Origin of the sequence: Pseudomonas sp. 22189 (assembly GCF_052045635.1) — a bacterium.
Classification (GTDB): Bacteria; Pseudomonadota; Gammaproteobacteria; order Pseudomonadales; family Pseudomonadaceae; genus Aquipseudomonas; species Aquipseudomonas parakoreensis.
The window spans coordinates 1-20,179 of record NZ_JBQEPG010000044.1 but is presented as its reverse complement, the minus strand read 5'-3'; the positions used below and the strand labels follow the sequence as shown (position 1 = coordinate 20,179).

The 20,179-nt window shown below is 62.5% G+C and carries 8 protein-coding genes; 3 read left to right on the top strand and 5 right to left on the bottom strand.

The window, feature by feature from the left end; translation table 11 throughout:
* Nucleotides 1-189: 189 nt before the first annotated feature.
* Entirely contained in the window at nt 190-1,227 is a 1,038-nt protein-coding gene (locus ACTJKS_RS26810) for an AraC family transcriptional regulator (RefSeq protein WP_108182512.1), read from the bottom strand.
* A gap of 210 nt (nt 1,228-1,437) precedes the next feature.
* On the opposite strand from ACTJKS_RS26810, the gene ACTJKS_RS26805 reads away from it, so the two are divergent.
* The 3 genes from ACTJKS_RS26805 (at nt 1,438) to ACTJKS_RS26795 (ending at nt 3,108) form a co-directional block, all read left to right on the top strand.
* Nucleotides 1,438-2,385, top strand: a complete 948-nt coding sequence (locus tag ACTJKS_RS26805; protein ID WP_108182511.1) for a SphA family protein — start codon at nt 1,438-1,440, stop codon at nt 2,383-2,385.
* A gap of 272 nt (nt 2,386-2,657) precedes the next feature.
* Nucleotides 2,658-2,849: a type II toxin-antitoxin system RelB family antitoxin gene (relB, locus tag ACTJKS_RS26800; protein ID WP_003225628.1), complete on the top strand. Its 192-nt coding sequence runs from the start codon at nt 2,658-2,660 to the stop codon at nt 2,847-2,849.
* The gene (locus ACTJKS_RS26795) at nt 2,839-3,108 is read left to right on the top strand and encodes a type II toxin-antitoxin system RelE/ParE family toxin (protein WP_108182510.1); all 270 of its coding nucleotides are present in this window, start codon (nt 2,839-2,841) and stop codon (nt 3,106-3,108) included. The genes relB and ACTJKS_RS26795 overlap by 11 nt, the downstream gene beginning before the upstream one ends.
* 65 nt (nt 3,109-3,173) lie before the next feature.
* On the opposite strand, the gene ACTJKS_RS26790 is transcribed toward ACTJKS_RS26795, so the two are convergent.
* The 4 genes from ACTJKS_RS26790 to gspE form a co-directional block, all read right to left on the bottom strand.
* The gene (locus ACTJKS_RS26790) at nt 3,174-15,668 is read right to left on the bottom strand and encodes a filamentous haemagglutinin family protein (protein WP_108182509.1); all 12,495 of its coding nucleotides are present in this window, start codon (nt 15,666-15,668) and stop codon (nt 3,174-3,176) included.
* A gap of 203 nt (nt 15,669-15,871) precedes the next feature.
* The gene (locus ACTJKS_RS26785; protein ID WP_108182508.1) at nt 15,872-16,984 is read right to left on the bottom strand and encodes a substrate-binding domain-containing protein; all 1,113 of its coding nucleotides are present in this window, start codon (nt 16,982-16,984) and stop codon (nt 15,872-15,874) included.
* A gap of 499 nt (nt 16,985-17,483) precedes the next feature.
* Complete coding sequence (gene gspF, locus ACTJKS_RS26780) at nt 17,484-18,698, bottom strand: type II secretion system inner membrane protein GspF (protein WP_108182507.1); 1,215 nt, start codon at nt 18,696-18,698, stop codon at nt 17,484-17,486.
* A complete protein-coding gene (gspE, locus tag ACTJKS_RS26775) occupies nt 18,698-20,104 on the bottom strand; it encodes a type II secretion system ATPase GspE (RefSeq protein WP_108182506.1) in 1,407 nt (468 codons plus the stop codon). Before gspE ends, gspF begins: the two co-directional genes overlap by 1 nt.
* Nucleotides 20,105-20,179: the final 75 nt, after the last annotated feature.

Sequence of the window (20,179 nt, the reverse complement as noted above, 5' to 3'; positions counted from 1 at the left end):
AGGGCTTGTGGGGTTGAAATACTGATGAGTGGCGCACGGAAACCTGTGGCGAGGGAGCTTGCTCCCGCTCGGGGGCGAAGCACCCGCAAACCCCGCCGGCATGGTGTGTCTGAAGAAATGGCGTGGCAGGTTTTGGGGCTGCTGCGCAGCCCAGCGGGAGCAAGCTCCCTCGCCACAGGGGACCGATGTCTAAGCGGTGCTTGCATCCTGGCGCCACGCACTCGGGCTCATTCCCGTCCAGCGCTTGAACGCCCGACGGAAGCTGCGCACGTCGCTATAGCCGACCTCTTCGGTAATCCGCTCGATGGACATGTCCGGATTCGCCAGCAGACTCAGGGTCCGCGCCTGCCGCACCTGTTCCAGCAACGCTTCGAAGGTCAGCGCATGCTCGGTCAAACGGCGGCGCAAGGTGCGACTGCTCATGTTCAGGTCGCCGGCGATTTTTTCGATATGACTGCCCCGGCTCAGGTCCCGGGCAATCGCCCGTTCCACGGCTTGAATCAAATCGAGTTTCTGGTGCACCTGCGCCGCTTCCAGCTCCAGCAATGCAACCGCCTGGCGCAGCGCCAGCGAATGATGATTGGGCAAGTTGACGTCCAGCCACTGAACATCGATCAACATACGATTGTGCAGACAACCGAAGCGCACATCGGGCCCGAGCAAGCGGTGGTATTCGCTCAGGTAATCCGGTGCGGCATGCACAAACTCCACGGCAATCGACTTGAATTCACTCCCGGCCAAGGCCCGGCCATACACCAGCAGGCTGGCGAAAAACTCTTCGACGGCAAACACCTGAACGTCGGCGAACGGCAAGCGGCACTCGGCGTCGAGGTGCACCTGTTCACCCACCACATCGACGCTGGACACCACGATCCCGCCGGAGGTGTGTTGGTGGCGGATACCGAGGGCAAAGGCATCGCGCAAGGTCTTGCACAGCGACAGCACATGCCCGAGCAAGCCCAGCGTACCCAGCACATTCTGCGCGCCGACCCACAAACCCAGCCCCTGATTGGGCAACACTTTGAGCGCCCGTTGAATCATCGCTACGGCCTGGCGATAGGAAATCCGTTGCGCCGGATCCTGCAGATCTTCGAGGGTGAAGCCCAGCCCGCGGCACAGGCTTTCGGGGTCGATGCCTTTGTTGTGCACGACTTCGGCGAGGGTTTGCAGGAGAAAGGGCGAGACCAGCGCCAATTCGAAAGTGGGGTCTTGGACTTTTACGTTCATGGGGGCTGACATTCCGGATCACGCTTGATTGTTATTTTTGTTACCGGTTATGTCGAAGGAAGTTAGCACAGGGTTGGCCGACTGTCCGCAGAAGTCCCCCTAACTGTCCGCCAATACCCTGCCCCGTCGGGCCTCTAGCGCTTATTTCTATGGTGCCGGACGTTCCGCGTACCGGCGCCACGTCCCACCACAATAATAATGAGGACAGCCATGAGCCCGAACCGCGCCACTTTCCCCTTGCGTCTGGCACTGACCTTGCTCGGTTGCACCGCGTGCCTGCCGGCCCTGGCCACCGAAGCCGGCGTCGACAACATCGGCCCCGGCACCGACGGGTTCTTCATGCTGCCGCTGGAAGTCGACAGCCTTCCGGAGAACATGGTCGCCTTCAACCTTTACTACAACCATTACAAGTCGACGAAGCTCAACATCAGTTCGTTGGGCGGCAAGGTGCCGAATGTCGACATCGAATCCACGGCGGTCATTCCGCGCATCGATTACCTGAGCCCGGTACGCGTGTTCGGCGGACGCCTGGCCGGCTACATCGCCCAGCCCTGGTTGAAGCAGGAAGTGTCGGTATTCGGTCTCAGCGATACCCGCGAAGGCATGGGCGACACCACGATTGCACCGATCATCCTGTGGGACATGGGCAAGAACCTGACCCTCGGCGCCGCCCTGGAAATCACCGTGCCCACCGGTGAATACAGCGTCGATCGGCTGGCCAATACCAGCAACAATTTCTACACCTACAAGCCGCTGTTCTCGTTCACCTGGCTGCCGACCGACAAGACCGAGGTGTCACTCAAGACCACCTACAGCTTCAACGAAAAGAACAAGGACACCGACTACAAGTCCGGACAGATTTTCCACTTCGATTATTCGGCCAGTTACAAGATCACCGACGATGTGATGTTCGGTATCAACGGCTACTACCTCAAGCAGACCACCGACGACAAACAGTACGGCCATACCGTGCAGTTCGCCGGGCAGGATGTGGACGACGGCGTGCGCGGCAAGGTCTTCGCGATTGGCCCGGCGTTGCATTTCACCTTTCTCAAATACGCCAGCGCGGAGATTCGCTGGGCCAAGGAGTTTGACGTGGAGAACCGCCCCGAAGGCGAGATGCTCTGGGCCAAGGTCAGCATCCCCTACGCCTTCTGACCTCGACCTGTAGGAGCTGCCGCAGGCTGCGATCTTTTGACGTTGGTTTTCACAAGCCAGATCAANAGATCGCAGCCTGCGGCAGCTCCTACACAGACGGCGGTGTTGTGGAGGAATCCGATGACAACGTGCGTCGTTTTTCCCTTATGGGCAAGGGAAACGTCTGACATCTTTCCCGCCAGCGCTTGGGGATACTTCGCACTTCGTCTTGCCAGTGACGACAGCGAGCCACATCCCCCTTAGACTGCTTCACATTGATCATGGAGGTCACTATGAGCGCCGAACTTTCCCTTATCGTTTCAGACTTCGAAACCCCAGAGCAGGCCGCCAGCTACGATCGCTGGTTCCGGGCACAGGTACAGGCCTCGATGGATGATCCGCGGCCCAACATCCCCCACGAGCAGGTGATGGCCGAGATGCGCGCCCTCATCGAATCGAAACTCAACAAAAACAGTGCGGGTTGACTGGCGACCTGAAGCTCGCACTCAACTCTGGCAAACCCTGAACTACATCGCTGACCGTAACGCCGTTGCGGCCAGTCAACTGAACGCCGCCATCGAAGCGGCTACCTCCGCCCTCCCACTTCACCCCTACCTTTATCGCTTCGGCAAGGTCGCCGGCACCCGGGAAATCGTTGTCCATCCCAACTATGTCGTGGTTTATCGGGTGACCGAGCGGATCGAGATTCTCAACCTTTTGCACGCTCGACAAGCGTATCCCTGAGCTTTCCCCACCCACACAAAAAAAGGGCGCCCCACCGGTCGCCCAAAGTACTACACGAGAGCCTTTTACAACGTCAGTTGCCCACGCTCCTCCTCGGTCAACTGCTGCCTGGCCTGTTCATCCAGCACCCCGGCGCCCAGCACCTGCACCGGGCTGTTCGGGTTATATCCGCTGGCCGGCGCACGACTGGCGCCATCGCGGTTTGGCGCCAGTTGTTCGTTGCCGAAACTCAGCACCTGCACGGTGAACACCGACGCCTGATTCTGCCGTGCTGCCGCCTGCTGCTGGCGCGCCACGTCCTCCGCAGCCTGGGTAGCCGACGAGGCCGCGGAACTGGCCGAGGTGATCGCGCCGGTATTCACCGAAGCCACCACCGGTACGCCACTGGTCTTGCCCTGCACCGCGATGTTGGCGGCGTTGACCACGGTCAGCGCGGCGATGTTGACGTTGCCCGAGACACGAATCCCCGCCTCGCCCGCATCAATGGTGCCCAGCGGCGCGATCAGGTCGATGTCGCCGGGTGCGACTTCGGCAATCGGGTTGAGTGTGGCGATACCAGCACCGGTGCTCGGCACCGATGGTGACAGGGTCACGTTGCCCCAAGTGTCATAGACGCGTTTTGGCGGGGTGTAGACCACGGTGGTTTTCGAACCGCGACCGGCGTTGATGTCGCCCTCGGCCGACCAACCGAGAATCGAACCACCGAAGGTGGTCATGATCCGGCTCTGCCCCAGCAGAATGCTGCCCTGCGAGTAGAGCTGAATGTTGCCCGAGCCCTGGGTGATGATCCCGGCGGTGGACGGTGGTGCCGCGCCTTCGATGCCGAACACCTGACCGCCGCCCGGCGTGAGCATCTGGATGTCGCCGCCGAACAGGGTCTTGACCCCGGCGCCGCCGTACAGCGTGATGTCGCCGTCGTAACGCAGCGGATTGCCCGCCACATCGGTGCTCGGGAACAGTGCGGCGATGGCGTTGCGACCGCGCAGATAACTGCCCTTGCGCGGGCCGTCGGCGTCGTTGTATTCCAGGCCGCCGGCGCGCAGTTCGGCGAAGTACACCTGGCGAGCGAAGATCGCCTGCTCGGCACTCGGCAGCGCGGCGTAGAACGCCTGTGCCTGCTCTGCGTTGCCGCTGAAGCCGTAGCCGAGGGTCAGCCAGCTCTGCAACTCGTCGAGGTAGGTCTTGACCACTTTGCCCGGCTGGCTGTTGAGAGCGGCATCCGGATTGGCGAGGTTCTGCGGATTCAGGTAACGCGCGATGAACCTTGTGTAATCCGGCCCCTGCGCGCCCGTGCCCGCCTGCAATACCACGCTGGCACCGGGCTGCGTATTCCCGGCCACTATCGCGCCGAGACTGGTAATGCTGGCGCGATTTTCCATCAGGATGTTGCGCCCGGCATTGATATCCAGCGTGCCAGGGCCGGCGATATCGAAGCTGCTGTAGAGAATGTCGCGACCCGCCGACACCCGCGATATATCTCGCGGATTGTTATGAACGAACAGGTTGCCGGTCGAGGTAATGCCTTCCCGACCCACGCCCATCTCATCGGGCTGCACGGCTGTCGGTTGGCCCAGGTGGGTTCCGGATGCCACGATGTCACGTCCGGCAATCATCCAGACAGGGCCTGCTGCTTCGTACCAAGTGCGTTTCGAGGTATCGAAACTCAACGTCTCACCACTGCGTATCCCGACCAGATCGCCGGTCAGGGCATAGAACCGTGCGGGCCCCTGCACATCACTCAAACCGGAATAGCTGTCGGGCCCAAAAGCGAACAATGGATAACGCGAATTACCATCCGGTTTAACACCGTCACTGCCGTAGTTGCTGTTGAGAGGCTTGTTGGGGTTATTGCTGGAAAAGGCGAGGAATGACGGCCTGAACGGGGTGGCGATGGCCAGCGGGCTGGCACCGGACTGATTGATTGCGTAGCCGCCGGCATAGATGGAATCGCCCGCCAACAGTTCGAGTTGCCCGGATGGAGAAGGCGCCAAAAGCAGGGAATACGCGGTTTTCGGCGCAGCATTGCCGACCCCGTAAGCCGCTGATGGCCCCGCATAAATCGAACCTTGAGCGGCAACGGCCCGAAGAATCGCCGGGTAGACAAAACGACCATCGGTGGGCGAGGTATTGGCGCCGCTCACAGGAGACAGACTCCCATCGACCTGCGCCAACTGAGTGCTGGGCGTGAGATTGCCGCCGGCGGAAAACAGATCGATGGCGGTGTGATCGGTCCACAGTGAGAAGCCGCTCAGGATGCCGCCGGTAAGGATATTAGCGTCGCTATCGAGCAGTGGCGTGGCGTTGAATTGGCTCACACGACCGGGATCGGCCGCCCCGCCCAATACCAGATCACCACGGGTGCTGAGACTCATGCCGGAGTCTCCGGGTATCAGCACCAGGCCACCAGAAGCGTTGCTGGTCGTCGAGGTGAACGGATCCAGCGGTCGGGTTTCACGGACATCATGCAACTGCGAGCTGGCACCGTATTGCAGATTGATGCCGCCCAGCGCCCCACCCGTCAATTGCGCCGCACCGCGCAAGTTGATCAGTGCGCCTTGCAGGTCGTGCCTCGGCGGCTGAGTCCCGTTATCCCCGGCCCGCGCTTGCAGCGATGGGTTGAATGCGCCGCCGAGGTGAATGTCCATATCGCCACCGCCGGTCATCTGCACGCTGCCATCGTCGGCGACACGCCCGGTGCTGCCCACGGCAACGATCAGCCCTTGGCTGCGCGGATAATTGACCGCATCGCCCAACGGTCTGAGCATCCCGGCGTCGCCACCGGCACGCAGGCTGATGTTGCCGCCGCCCAGGGTGCCGAATCCGGTGAAGCCGACCAAGTAAGGTTCGGTATTGCCGTCAGACTTCATCAACTGCGTGGCATAACTGCCAAAGTTGATCCACCACGCTGTGGGCACATCCGGGTTGCCCGTGCCTTGGCGCCACAGCCAGTTACCCATTGCCACACTGGCGATCTGTTCGCGGAAACCGCCATTCACCGATTGTGCTTTTGTGCCGACGGAATCACCGGAAACCGAGCCACCGGCATTGATGTGCAGATTGCCACCCAATTGCGGATACCAGGCCTGGTAGAGGCTGTCGCTGCCACCGTCGACCCATTTTTCATAAGCGGCACCGGCCGTGCCCAACACCGAATTGTTATCCGAAAGATGCCCGCGCGGCTGGTTATAGAGCGGATCGATATTCGCTGACTGGGTGCCGGCGGTGTACACGCCGAACGGCGAATCCATGCTCAGATTGCCTGCGGCGATCAGGTCGAGATCACCCGTGCCGGTGCGCAGAACACTGAACATCTGCATATGGGCCTTGGCCGTTTTCCCGGGATTGTTGCCGATGCACAGTTCCGGCTGCAGATCACAAATGAATTGAGCCTCCTCGGGAACCGGTTCGTAGTCCGGCCCCATTCCGCTACCTGGCGCCCAGACCCACCGGGCCATGGGTACGCACAAATCGGCAATTTGCTGGCAGTACTCGAGCATGTCATCAGGGACCGGCTCGTAGGGAGTAAAGAAGGGATTATCCGGAGCCCAGACCAGCTTGCCCGCCGCCGTGGTGATGTTGACGCCGTAATGACTGTCCGCCAGCCGCAGATTGCCTTCAGGGGTCAGCGGTTTGACCGCACGGCTGTCGGCCGCAGCAAGATCTGCACCCGCCACCACGCGCATCGACCAGGAAGCACTGCCCGACGGCAGCATGCTGGCCAGCGCCCAGTTCTTGCCTTGTTGTGTGCCGTTGAACGGCCGCAACTCGATCAGCGAAGTGCCCTCGGCGAGCTTCACATCGGTCATCGACGGAATCAGCGAACCGCGCAACAAGGCCAGTTCGCCCTTTAATTTCACCCCGGAGAACGTCGTCAGGTCTGCATCGTAAGCGCTTGGCAACGGCACACCCTTGGGCCAGTTCATCGCTTGCAGGGCGGTGGTCTTGTTCAAACGGATGCCGGCGCCCAGGCGTGTGTCGGCAGGCAACGTCACGCTGTCGCTGAGCAGCGTACCGGCGGCGTACAGCAGATGACCGTTGCTGTCGTGAATCGCCCCCGCCAGCACGGTGCCGGCGCTGAAGGTATACGCCTCGTTCAGCACAGCTTGAGTCGGCAGCAACGTGCCACTGGCCAGAACCGCTGGTTGAATCGTCACGTCGTAATTGAGTGTCGCCCCCAGCGGAAACTGCGTGCCCTCGGCCAGCGTCACCCCACTGCCCGGCACGATCAGATCGCCACCGAACGGCTGCACACCGGCAATCAGTTTCCACCCGGCGTCATCCTGGGTTTCCGGTGGCGGCGCGAAGCCGTCATTGATGCTGCCGTAAATATCGAGGCTGCCACCGGCACGAATCACCAGGCTGCCCGCTTCCCCGGAACCATATACGGCGGGGTTCAGCTGCGTGTGCGGATTGAGACTGGCGTAGCGATAACCGGACAAATCCAGATCGCCCTCCACCACCAGATCACCGTCAGCCGTCTTGCTGGCGATCTCCACACCGGGCCGCAAATGGAACGCATCGGCATACGTGGCGTTGTTCAACCCGGCGAGTTTGCGTTGCAGCAGATCGTTATTGCCCAGTGCGGCGTTTATAAAATCATTGCTGTCGCCGTGAATGCGCTCGAGCATGGCCTGATCAATCACCTGATACGGTCGGCCACTGACCGCTGGATCGACGCCATCGCGGGCATCGGTGTAGCGACGCATACCGTTGAGGCCGATGGAGCGAGCGCCCTGAATGGTCAACACACCGCTGGCGTCGATGGCGATGTCATTGCTGCCCAGACGCGGCGCGTTCAGCTCCAGCGTACCGCGCAGCACTCCATCGTGTTGCCCGGCGAGGAAACCGGGCACGGCATCAGTGCCGTGGCGCAGGTCGATACGCGCGCCGCTGCCCAACGTAAGCAAACCATCGCCGGAATTCAGTTCGACCGTGGCACGGTTCGGCGCATCAATGATTTTGCCGTAGCTGTCGACCCGCAGCACGCGACCATGGGCATCGAGCACGCTGCTGCCAGCCAGGGTCAGGCCATTTTTCGCCGACAGGTGAATGCTGCCGACACGCTCGCCGCTGGCATCGATCAGACCGGCCACCGTCAGGCTGCCATTGTCCAGCGAGACATTGACCTCGCTCGCTTTGAGGCCATCGCCGATCACCAGGTTGCCTTGTTTGAGCTGCAGGCTGCGGCTGCCGTAAACCTGCCCGGCATTCAAGCGCTGATTGAGTGCGGCGAACTGCTCGGTGGCGTCACCACCCAGGCGCTGCGCGCGAATGTCCACGCCACCGGCCTTGTACGGCACCAACGTGCCGCCGGCGTCGTAGTAACCGCTGCTGCCGCCGACAATCTCGCCTTGCAGATCGACCACCCCGGCCGCGTCGGCCAAGGCTACGACGCTGAGATTACCGGCCTGATTATTCTTCGCCGACAGGTCGATCCGCGAGCCCGCGGCCTGACGGATATTGCCGTTGGCGCTGTACAGCGATACGTCGCCGCCCCAGCTGTATTTGCTGACATCGTTGAACGGCAAGGTACGTCCGGCCAAGTCCAGCACCGCACCATTGCCCAGCGTCAAATCGCCCTCGGACTTGACGGTCAGCTTGCCGCTGGCCAAGGCGATACGGCTGTCCAGCACGACATCGCGGGCTTCAAGGTTCAACTCCGCCCCCAAAGCATTCGCCACCCCGGCAGCCCCGGCGCCGCTGAGGGTCAGGCTGTTGCCGGCCTTGAGCAGGCTGACCGATGCCGCTTCACCGGTGAGCAACGGTGTGCGCAGGTTCAGATTGCCGCCGCTGTAGCTGTAACCCTTGAGCGGATCGTAAGCGCCCTGCTCCTGATAAACCGCCAGGCTGCCCTTGTGATTGGCGGTGATGCGCTCGCTGGCGCTGAGGTTGACGTTGGCAAAACCCAGCGCCAGACGATTGTTCTGATCCAGTCCGCTGGCCTGAGGCATCGGGCCGTAACCCAGCTCGATCCGCTGGGCCTGAATGTCCAGTGTGCCGCTGCCCGTACCGGCGCCACCGGTGATGACGCTGCCGGGGCTTTGCGTCGCACCGTTCCAGATCAGGTTGGCGGTGCGGATGCTCGCCACATCGTTGGCATCGCCCAGACCGTAGATCGCCGGGGTAACCAGCACCAGGTTCTGCAGTTTGCTTTGGCCGGTCTGCGGATCGATTGTGTCGAGGCTCACGCTGCCGAAGAAATTGAAGGCATCGCGGGTGGTCAGGCTCAGGGTTTCCAGCGCTGGCGCGCCATATTGGGTGTCGCCGCGCAGCAGGCGGTCGAGCACGTTCTGGTTAAGGGTCAGACCGGCCGGTACGCGACCGCCGGCCGCCGCCAGCGCATCGGCGCTGCCGGCGTTGACCGAGCCCACTGCCAGTGCCAGTCGGCGCGTGCCGAAACGTACCGCTTCACCCAGTTCGAACTGATTGTCCGTCGCCGCCGTAATACTGCCGTTCGAATAGAGCAGCGCCGGATCGTTGCAGGGTGACGAGGCACACACGCCAATCCGGATGCTGCCCGCGCCGCTGATGCCGCTGGCCGCTGCCGGCGCCAGCACATGGGACCAGCCGTTCGATACCACCAACAGGCTCGAGGCTTCAGGCTGGTAGAGGTAGCCGGACGTCGAATCGAAGGCCACATTGCCACGCCCCAGGGTGTTGATCCCGGCACCCGCTTCGACCGTGATGCCACCGGTGGTCGAGGTGGTGCGCAGCACGACTTCCGGCGCTGACAGGATGGCCCCTTCGCGCAGCGTGATGTTGCTGGAGGTCCCCACGAAATTGATGATGTTGCCGGTCGTGTTGTAAATCACCTCCGGCAGCGCACCGAGCGTCAGACGTCCGGCATTGAAGTTGTTCAGCGTGTCGGCGTACACCGACACGCCACTGAAACCCGGCGTCGGCGCATGCCCCGCACCGAGCACCTCGAACTCGGCGCCGGCGTAACCGCCGCGTAGCGCCGCCGTGCCGATCAGCCCGCCTTCGGCGGCATCAAACAGCGCTCGCCCATCAAACTGCAACGCAGTCTCTTGCTTGCCACCCGTACTCAGGCGCAGATCGAGCACCTTGCCGTCCATTGGCGCCAACGCACGGGGCACGCCGCGCCGGGCGGCATCGCTGCGGATGAACTGGGTGAACGACGTTTCGTTGTACTGCGAGTAACGGCGCAGCACGTCAGCCGACGTCAGGATCACCTGACTGGCCAGACTGTCGCGCAGTCCGGTATTGGCAATCGACATCTGCCCGCTGCTGGTCCACGAACCGTTGCGTAGCTGCAACGCTGCCGTCGTCGCAGCTGGCGTCGCCTGACCGTTGACCTCGACCCGGAATGCGCCCGGCAACAAGGCAAAGGTGGACGGCAGCAGCGTGTATGTCCCCGCCGCCAGCCCCGGCACGCCGGCGCCAATCGTGACCTGCTGGCCGATGCGCGGATCGACCGCTCCGGCTTCGGCCAGGACCGGCGCGTAACGGCTCTGATTACCCGGCACGATGGCATAGACCGGATTACTCGCCAGCCCCGGCAGACTGAAGGTGCCATCGGTAGCATTGCGCACCAGCGGATTGAAGCGCGCATCGGTAGAACCGCCGCGTCCGGAAATGAAGCCGGCGCCGCGAAGATCGCCACCGCCGGACAGATCGATCAGCGCACCGTTCTGCACCTTGATGTATTGCCCACCGATGGCCACGCCGTTTTTATCGCCCGTGATGCCGTTCAACACCACCGATTTACCGTTGTAGAGATAGTCGATGCCGTCCGTAGTGCCACCGTATGGCATGACCAGACCGGCGCCGCTGACCGACGTGGTGCTACCCGACAGCAGTCGAACCTCATGACTGGTGGTCTGCAGATCGTCACCCAGAACAATCTTGCCCAGCGGGGCCCGCACCACCCCGCCCTGCTCGATGTACGCCGCGGAAAAACTCAGATTGCCGAAGACCGAGTACGGCACCTCAGCGGGTGCCGCACCGTGGCTGCTGATCCGCAGCGTATGGTCGGACACCGCAACGGCACCCTGATAGCCAACGCGCACTTCAGCCTGGACGTCACTGGCGGGATAGATTTGTGTAGCACCGAGGTTCAAGTCACCCGGCGTCCACAGCCGGGTTTTTTCGGCACCGTCATTGGGCGCGAGGAAACGCAGATCGCCACGACTGTCGAGGCTCACCTGACCAAATGCCCGTCGGCCATACGCAACCGCGGGCGCGCCAAGTTGCAGGATCGAACCCTGTGTACCGAACGACAGGCCATTGCTCACGTCCAGCAAGTCCGCTGACGCGCTGAAGGTCGCGTCCGACAGCTGTGTCGTCGGATTATTGGTCAATCGCGGCCGTATCAGGCCGAAGCCGGCGTGATAAGTGCCGACGCCGGACAGACGCAGGTACGGCGCGCTCAAATCGACGCGAGTCGTATTTGCGGAAGTTTCGGCCAGCGACAGCGCTCCGGCGTACAGCGTCAGGCTCTGGTTCATGTGCAGATTGACGTCGCCGTCAAACGACAGCAAACCGTTGCTCAACAGGCTCAGGTTATCGAAGCCGCCCGCCATCAGGCTGTCTGCGCTCAAGCGCGTCTGACCGTAGCGCAGGTCAGCGGCGCCCTCGCCCGGACGCAGATCCGGCGCGAGCGGTTTGTCCGTCGGCGCCTGGCCAATGATCATCTCTCGCGGCGCCCGCACGGCATTGCTTGCCGAGTCAACGTACAGCGGTGTTTCAAGCGCAACGTCCAGACGACCGCCGGCAGCCCCGACACCGCCCGCCACTGCACGCAGGTTGCCCTCAACGAACAGGCCGTTGTAGGAGCTCAGGCTGATCCGCCCGCCGTCGGTTGCGACGCGGGTCGGCCCCTGGCCGGCGATATCCAGAACGGTCTCGCTGCCGGAAGCCTCCAGCCGGGCGCCTTCACGGACGATCACATAAGCATCGGCGGCCGTGGCTGTAGCCAGTTTCGCATCGATTTCACCGCCGATGATGATGCTGCCGCCCTTGCCGACCTGACCGTAAGTGCGGCCCAGCGCATCGACTGCCGTAGTGGTGCGTCCGGAGACATCCAGCACAGCCTGTTCACCGATCCAGATGGAGCGGTCATGTGCGCTCGGATCGGCCACGACAATGGCGGTCGCCGGTTTGTTCGAACCAAACTGTTGCTGACGGATATCAATCGCACCACCCCAGGCATTCAGTTCACCTTCCACGGTGATCTGCCCGGCACCGCGCAGTTTGATGCTCTGCCCCGGATCGACACTGATCCGCGAACCGCGGCCCAGGGTCAACGAGCTGTTGGCGGCATCGATCAAACCGATCAGGCTGGCCCCGCCCTGCAACGTCAGGCTGGCGCCGGCGCGTTGGGTCAACAGGCCCTTGGTCGGGTTTTCCTGGAACAGCGTCGGCGTCCACAGCTCCAGCGCCGTTTGCGGATCGACACCACTGACCTGATTCGGCGCGGCATCAGCGAAACGGTACACCGGCATGTGCACATCGATCGCCGTACCTTCAGCAACGTCCAGCCCATTCAGGCCAATCAGGTTGTAGGCGGAAAAGCCCTTGCGCAACAGATCGGCAGACAGCTGCAGGGTATTGTCGGCCAGCGCCTTGTCGGTCTGACCGATGAGAATCCTGTTGGCCTGCATTGTCAGCGTGCCGCCGCCCGTGACACCGTAGCCACGCAGATCGCCCGCAAGGTTCAGGTGGGTGTCACCGGGCGCCGAAATCGCACTGGATTCCAGGGTCAGGTCCCCGCCCTTGCCACCCCGGGTCTTGCCGTTGGCCAGCACAGCGCCACCGGAGGACGCATCGAGCAGGCTGCCTGCGCCAAGGTCGATATCGCCGCTGCTGCGGATCGATACCAGGCCACCATTGAGAGACGCCAGGCTCGCACCGTCATTCGGGTTGCTGCGCAGGTTGCTCCATACACCACGGGTATCGAGTTGCACACCGTCGGCCACAGTGACTTGCGTCGCCTTGCCGACCTTCGCCGTGAGCCGAGTGTCAGCGGTATCGCTACTGAGAAACTGATTGAGCACATTGCCCAGACGCAGGCTACCGCCACGCGCGGTCAGGTCGGCGCCGATCTGCACGTCCGGGGAGTACAGGGTGATGTCGCCACCTCTATCGACCGTCAGCGCACCGTCAACAACAATCTGATCGCTGGCCGCGACCTTGAGCGCACCGAGCCGGAAACCATTGAGTTGATCGTTATCCAGATACAACTTGCCCTTGCGCGACTCGGACACTACGGCGCTCAGGTTCAGATCACTGCCGGCAACCGGGCGGGCGCCACCGATCTGCACCTGATCGAGCAATGGATTGAGGGTGTAGAGCAGGCCATTCGACGCTGCGACGAAGGTCGGGTCATAACTGCCAACGATCAACTGCGCCCGCCGCGCCAGTGCGGTCTGACTCTGCTGATAGCCGTCGAGCAACGGTTTCGGCGCCTGGTTCTGCCGTTCGCCCTGATACACCTCGCCGATCATTTGCCCGTCGAGCACGGCGTTGGCCGTGGCGATCACCAGTTGTCCGGCGTCACGACCGACGGTGTAGCCCGACTCGAAACGCGAGCGCGGGGCAATCAGCGGGCTGTAGTAATAACTGGTCTGGCCCCAGCGTTGGCTGCTGTCTTCATAACCTTTGTACAGGCCGGTGTAGAGCAAGTCCCCCGGCGCGCGCGACACTTCATACAACTTGCCGTCGGCGCCACGCAGCCAGCTCTGGCGGATCTCGCCGCTCTGCACATCCAGGGTGCCGCCGGACAGGTTGATCAGCGAACCCTTTTCAGTCACCACGTCGTTGCCGGCAAAACTCACCGTGCCGCCCTGAGCCATCCATTCGCCGACGCTGTGGCCCTGAGTGCCGAGATAACCACCGACTTCCAACAGGCCACCGGCGGTGTACCAGCGATCCGTGGCGTAGCCGTTGGTGCCCGCCGGCACATACACCAGATCGCGCACATCGACCCAGATGTCATTGCTGTTGAGCGCGCCTTTCTCGCGGTTGACCGAGGCATCGCGCTGCTCGTTGCCCTGCACGTTGATCTTGATGCTGTTGTTTTCCATCGCCACTTTGACGCCGAGGGCACCGGACACATCGATCATTGCACCGTCGCGCACCAGGCTGCGCCGTTGTGCGTTGACCGCGACCTGGCCGCCGGTGGCCAAGGTGATCGAACCGCTCTGGAACTCGACAGTGCCGCCGCTCTGAATCTCGACGCGTGACTGGTCGCTACGGATCCGGTTATTGGCCGTGACGCCCGTCAGCGCGGCCTGATGCTGGCTGTCGAGGGCGGTCATGTCGCTGCTGTCGAGCATGATCGCCGTCGCACTGCCCTGCCCCAGCGTCACGCTGCCGTTGGTATCGGTGATCGGGTTGGTGAGGTGAATCGTGCCCCGCGTCGCCACTGACGTGCTGGCGAGCAATACGCCGTTTTGCACGACCTCGTGACCCGTCAGAGTGATGTCGCCGGTAGACGACTGGATCAGTCCGTTGTTGGTGACTTTGCCCGCAACGGCACCGGCCTTGAAGCCGGGAATGACTTCGCTGCCGAAGGTGGTCGACAGCGCATTACCCTCGGTGCCCGAGCCCTTGCGAATGTAGAAACGGTCACCGGCGGCCAGCACGGTCTGGCCCTTGGCGGTGCTGATGCTGCCGTCGTTCTGTACTTCGCTGCCGAGCAGCAAGGCATAACCCCCGGCAGCAGTAGACGATGCCGGCGTGTGGGTGTCGATGGAGGCACCACGTTCCACCAACACTTTGCCGGCCGCATCGGTGAAGGTCGGTTGGGTGGCGCTGCTGTCGAAATACAGACCCCGATCGCGGAACTGGATATCGGTGATATTCGCCGCTGCCGCCACCAGGTTGCGCACGTTGACCTGACTGCTGCCGCTGAAGACGATGCCGTTACGGTTGATCAGCATCACCGTGCCGTCGCCCTTGATCTGGCCTTGAATCTGGCTGGCTCGGGCATTCGGGTCATTGACGCGGTTGAGCACCGCCCAGTTCGACTGCTGGGCGAATTCAACAGTGGTGTTGCGGCCGACGTTGAAGGTTTCCCAGTTGAGGATCGCCTTGTCGGCGGTCTGCTCGATCTTCACCGTGGTCTTGCCGTCGGCCCGGGTCTGTTGCGGGCCCTTGGCGTTCTGCCAACCCTGGGTGAGGCTGTTATCGACTTTCAAACCGCCCTCGCCCAGACCGTCCGGTACAAACTGTACCGTGCCCAACGCCGCCGTGCGTCCGGCCGCCTGTGCCGCCTGTTGCGCAGCAATCGCGGCAACCGTGTTGTTCAGGGTCTGGATCGAACGCTGCAACTGCGCATTGGCTTTTTGCTGTTGGGCCAATGGCGGTGTCATCCCCGGCAAGCCACCCACGCTCGGACGCGCCGCCGCAGCCTGTTGCGCCGCACCCTTGGCGGCAAACCAGCTCGAACTGAACGCCGTCTGCGCCTGCGCACTGCCCGCCACCAGACACAACGCCACCGCGTGCGCCAATGGCTTGAGCAGCCACAGCGCCGGCTCCACGGCATCACGCTGGAAGGACTGAACGTGGGTACGACGACGGGATGGGCGAGCGAGCATCACTACGAGATCCTTTTTGATTGCCACACTTGGGTTGCCAAAGATGCCGCAGGCCTGCAAAAACCTGCTGTTACGACATAGGCCGTTGGCGAGGGGCGCGACCGAACGGATGTCACACAAACTTCATGTTCGGCGTGTATTCGAGCCAAAAAAAATGACGGCAACCCGAAGGTTGCCGTCATCGGTGTTACGACCGCGCGAGCTTACAAAGGACGACCGATAGCGTTGCAGACGCTGGCGTTGTTGATGTCCAGGTTGTTGCCCGAGGTGTTGGTGATGAAGTTGGCGGTTACAGCGGTTTTCCAGGCGTTAGGCACGGCGACGAACTTGTGGGCCTGAGTCGCAGTGTTGTTGCCCGGGTTGCTGTAGTGCTGAGTCAGGAAGGCTTTGACGGCCGCGGCCACGGTTGCATCCTTGTAGCACTGACCGAAGATGAAGTTGGTGTAGGCAGCCAGTTTGTAGCCCGAAGCCGGGTTAGCCACCACTGGCGACCAGTTGGCAGGGTTTGCAGCCTGGGCCGGGGTCGAAGGAGCCGACACCGACGACAGTGCCAGGGTGACGTTGAGCGACGTTGGCTGAACACCGTTGACGCGAGCAACAACAGCGTTGCTGGTAGCATCGACACCGTCCGGACCGACATAACCGATCGAACCGTCGACCGCGTTCACGGCAGTGGCGACATCGGCAGTGTTGGCGACGCCGACCCAGTTCGACGGCAGTGCCGAACCGGCTGGCAGACGCGCGTTGGTGAAGGTGGAACTGGTGGCGAACTGAGTCGGGCAGACCGAGTTCAAGTGACGGCTGAGGATTTCCGAAGTGCCGCTGGAAACGTTGCGGTAAACAACGCGAATCGGTGTGGTATCGGTCGTGCCGAGCAGTTGGCCCCAAGTAGTTTTGGCACCGGAGAACGCATCGCACAGCTGAGCGCTGGTCAGGTTCAGCGCGGTCTGGCCGGCTTTTTTGTACGGGATGGCAACCGAAGTGGCCACCGACGGCAGTTGAATCAGCGGGCCGTACGAAGCGCCGTAGGTGGTGTTGTAGGTGTTGATTTCCGCAGCGCTGAGGATCGAATCGCTGCCGGCGAAATGCACGGTGCCGGTGGTGCTGAAGCCGGCCGGGTTGTTGGTCAGGAAAGCGGTCTTGCCGGCACCGCTACCCACGGCGGCGTAGCTGAAGTTGGCAGGCAGGATGCTGTCGGCCGAACCTTTGTACAGTGCAGCTGGCAGGGTGGCACCGCCACCGGTAACGGCCATGGCCTGGGCGGAAGCCAGGGCGGCGACGGTCAGGGAAGCGGCGATCAGAGTGCGCTTGAACATGAAGAATCTCCTTTTCAACGATGGTTGTGAACACAGGTTTTCAGGGGTCTTGCATGACACTGGGAAGACTCACCGCTGACCTTCGCAAGCGGGGCCCGGGGTTAAGTCGCAGTCAGAAATTCGCAGTTTCCGGTGACAGATAAAGGAAAAAACCTCGGGAGCTGCGCGGGGTATTTCAGGGGAGGTTCTCGGGTGTTTGCGGGGGATGGCGAGGGGGCTGGATCGTGGGTTTGGCTGAAACTGGCTGCAGCCGTTGCGGGGTGGTTGCAGATGACAGAAAGGAGAACCCGAGGATGGTGCTTTTGAGGGTCGGGTGATGCTGAAGTCCTGGTAAAAAAGTCTGAGTTATTTGTTGTTCTGCATGGCCCTATCGCTGGCAAGCCAGCTCCCACAGGTGGATGGTGCTTACTCCATTCTCTGTAGGAGCTGCCGAAGGCTGCGATCTTTTGATTTTGCTTCTGCTTTTCAANTCGCAGCCTTCGGCAGCTCCTACAGGGGGTTATTGCACCAACTGGTTGATCTCGATGATCGGCAACAACACCGCCATCACAATCACCAGCACTACCCCACCCATCACCACAATCATCAGCGGTTCGAGCAACGCGGTCATGCCCATCGCCCGCCGTTCGATATCGCGGGACAGGGTTTGCGCCGCACGTTCGAGCATCGGCGGCAGTGCGCCGGTTTTCTCGCCGCTGGCGATCAGGTGAATCAGCACCGGCGGAAACACGTTTTCCACCCGCAACGCCGCCGCAAGATTCACCCCTTCACGCACCTTGGCCGTGGCGTCGCTGACACTCAGGCTCAAGCGATCATTCGATAACGTCTGCCGCGCCGCCTCCAGCGCCCGCAACAACGGCACCCCGGCACCACCGAGAATCGCCAGGGTCGAGGCGAACCGTGCGGTGTTCAGGCCCAACACGAAACGCCCGATCAGCGGTAATTTCAGCACCCGATGATGCCAACTCAAGCGCGCCGCCGGATTGCGCAGGTACAGGCGCCAGCTCCAGAATGCCCCCGCGATCAGCGCCGCACACAACCAGCCCCATGCGCGAATGAAATCACTGGCGGTGAGCATCGCCAAGGTCAGCCCCGGCAAGTCCTGCCGAGCCTGGGAAAACGCACTGACCACCTGCGGCACCACGTAACTCAGCAGAAAGATCACGATGCCGATCGACACCAGCCCGACCACACCGGGATAGATAAACGCGGTGAGAATCTTGCCGCGCAGGTTGTTGCGTTCTTCGATGTAATCCGCCAACCGCTCCATGACCTGCGCCAGATCGCCGGACTCCTCCCCTGCAGCGATCAACGCGCGGTAGATCTCCGGAAAATCCCGTGGTCGTGCGGCCAGTGATTCGGCCAGACGCATGCCGCTGCGCACGTCGGCGCGCACCGCGCTAAGGGTGTGGGCGATGTGTTTTTTCTCGGCCTGCTCCACTGTCGCGCTGAGCGCCGCCTCCAGCGGCAGGCTGGCACCGAGCAGGCTCGCCAATTGCCGGGTGGCCCAGGCCAGGTCGTTGTCCGACATCCGCGTACTGAACAAGCCACTGCCGCCGCCATGCTGGGCGACGTTGCTTTCCTTGTGCACCGACAACGCGGTCAATCCACGACTGCGCAACACGCCGAATGCCGCGCCCTGGCTGTCCGCCTCCAGATGCCCGGACTCGATCTTGCCGGTAGCGTCGGCGGCTTCAAAACGATAGCGATTCATCAGGCGTCCCGGGTCACACGGAGGATTTCTTCAGGCGCGGTGGCGCCGCTGCGAATCCAGCGCTCGCCGTCCTCGCGCAGGCTGAACATCCCGGCCTTGGCCGCTGCCGCGCGCAAGGCCTGCTCCCCTGCCCCCTGGTGAATCAGGGTGCGGATGTCGTCGTCGATGCAGAACAATTCGTGGATGCCGGTGCGTCCGCTGTAGCCGGTGTGGTTGCAGGCGGCGCAGCCCACTGGCCGCCACGTGCCCGGTGCCGCCGGGTCTTCCTGCTTGCACTGATTGCACAGCCGTCGCACCAAGCGTTGCGCCAGAACGCCGAGCATCGACGAAGCCAGCAGAAACGGCTCGACGCCCATGTCGATCAAGCGGTTGACCGCCGACACCGCGTCGTTGGTGTGCAGCGTCGCCAGCACCAGATGCCCGGTGAGCGAGGCCTGCACGGCGATTTGCGCGGTTTCCAGGTCGCGGATCTCACCGATCATGATGATGTCCGGGTCTTGCCGCAGGATTGCCCGCAGCGCCAGGGCGAAGGTCATGTCGATCTTGGCGTTGACCTGAATCTGGCTGATCCCCGGCAGGTCGTATTCCACCGGGTCTTCGACGGTGAGGATGTTGCTGGTGCTGGCATCCAGTCGCGCCAGCGCGGCGTAGAGGCTGGTGGTCTTGCCGCTGCCGGTGGGGCCGGTGACCAGCACGATGCCGTGGGGCTGGCGGATCAGGTGATCGAGTTTGGCCAGCACCTGCGCGTCCATGCCGAGGGTTTCCAGATGCAGGCGCCCGGCCTGTTTGTCGAGCAAGCGCATCACCACGCGCTCGCCATGCCCGGTGGGCACGGTGGAGACGCGAATATCAATCGGCCGCCCGGCCACACGCAGCGCGATACGACCGTCCTGCGGCAAGCGTTTTTCGGCGATGTCGAGCTGGGCCATGATCTTGATCCGCGACACCAGCGCGCCGTGCAGCGCCTTGCGCGGCGACACCACGTCACGCAGGGTGCCATCGACCCGGTAGCGCACCACCGAATGGGTTTCGAACGGTTCGATGTGAATGTCGCTGGCCTCATCGCGCGCGGCTTGAGTGAGCAAGGCGTTGATCATGCGGATCACCGGCGCGCCGTCCTGAGTGTCGAGCAGGTCAGTGATTTCCGGCATGTCCTGCATCAGGCGGTCGAGATCGACTTCGTTTTCTGCTGCGCCAACGACCGCCGCCGCACTGCCGGTATCCGCGTAAGCCGTATTGAGCAAGCCGTCGAGTTCATCGTCGCGCACGCGCCGGAGCGGGGTTTCACCGAACTGGCGCCGCACCTCGCTGATCGACCAGCCCGGTGTCGATGGGCAAACGGTCAGCACGCCGTCGCACAACAGAATGCGCTGGGCCTTGGCCCAGGCGTACGGCAACGCACTCATCTAAAGCCCTCCTCCCGTGGCAATACGATCCCGTGTAGGAGCTGCCGCAGGCTGCGATCTTTTGCGTTTAAAGAT

Excerpts from the sequence above, each read along its gene's own strand:
- ACTJKS_RS26810 (WP_108182512.1), bottom strand. The coding sequence starts at position 1,227 with ATGAACGTAAAAGTCCAAGACCCCACTTTCGAATTGGCGCTGGTCTCG.
- ACTJKS_RS26805 (WP_108182511.1), top strand. The coding sequence starts at position 1,438 with ATGAGCCCGAACCGCGCCACTTTCCCCTTGCGTCTGGCACTGACCTTG.
- relB (WP_003225628.1), top strand. The coding sequence starts at position 2,658 with ATGAGCGCCGAACTTTCCCTTATCGTTTCAGACTTCGAAACCCCAGAG.
- ACTJKS_RS26790 (WP_108182509.1), bottom strand. The coding sequence starts at position 15,668 with ATGCTCGCTCGCCCATCCCGTCGTCGTACCCACGTTCAGTCCTTCCAG.
- ACTJKS_RS26785 (WP_108182508.1), bottom strand. The coding sequence starts at position 16,984 with ATGTTCAAGCGCACTCTGATCGCCGCTTCCCTGACCGTCGCCGCCCTG.
- gspF (WP_108182507.1), bottom strand. The coding sequence starts at position 18,698 with ATGAATCGCTATCGTTTTGAAGCCGCCGACGCTACCGGCAAGATCGAG.
- gspE (WP_108182506.1), bottom strand. The coding sequence starts at position 20,104 with ATGAGTGCGTTGCCGTACGCCTGGGCCAAGGCCCAGCGCATTCTGTTG.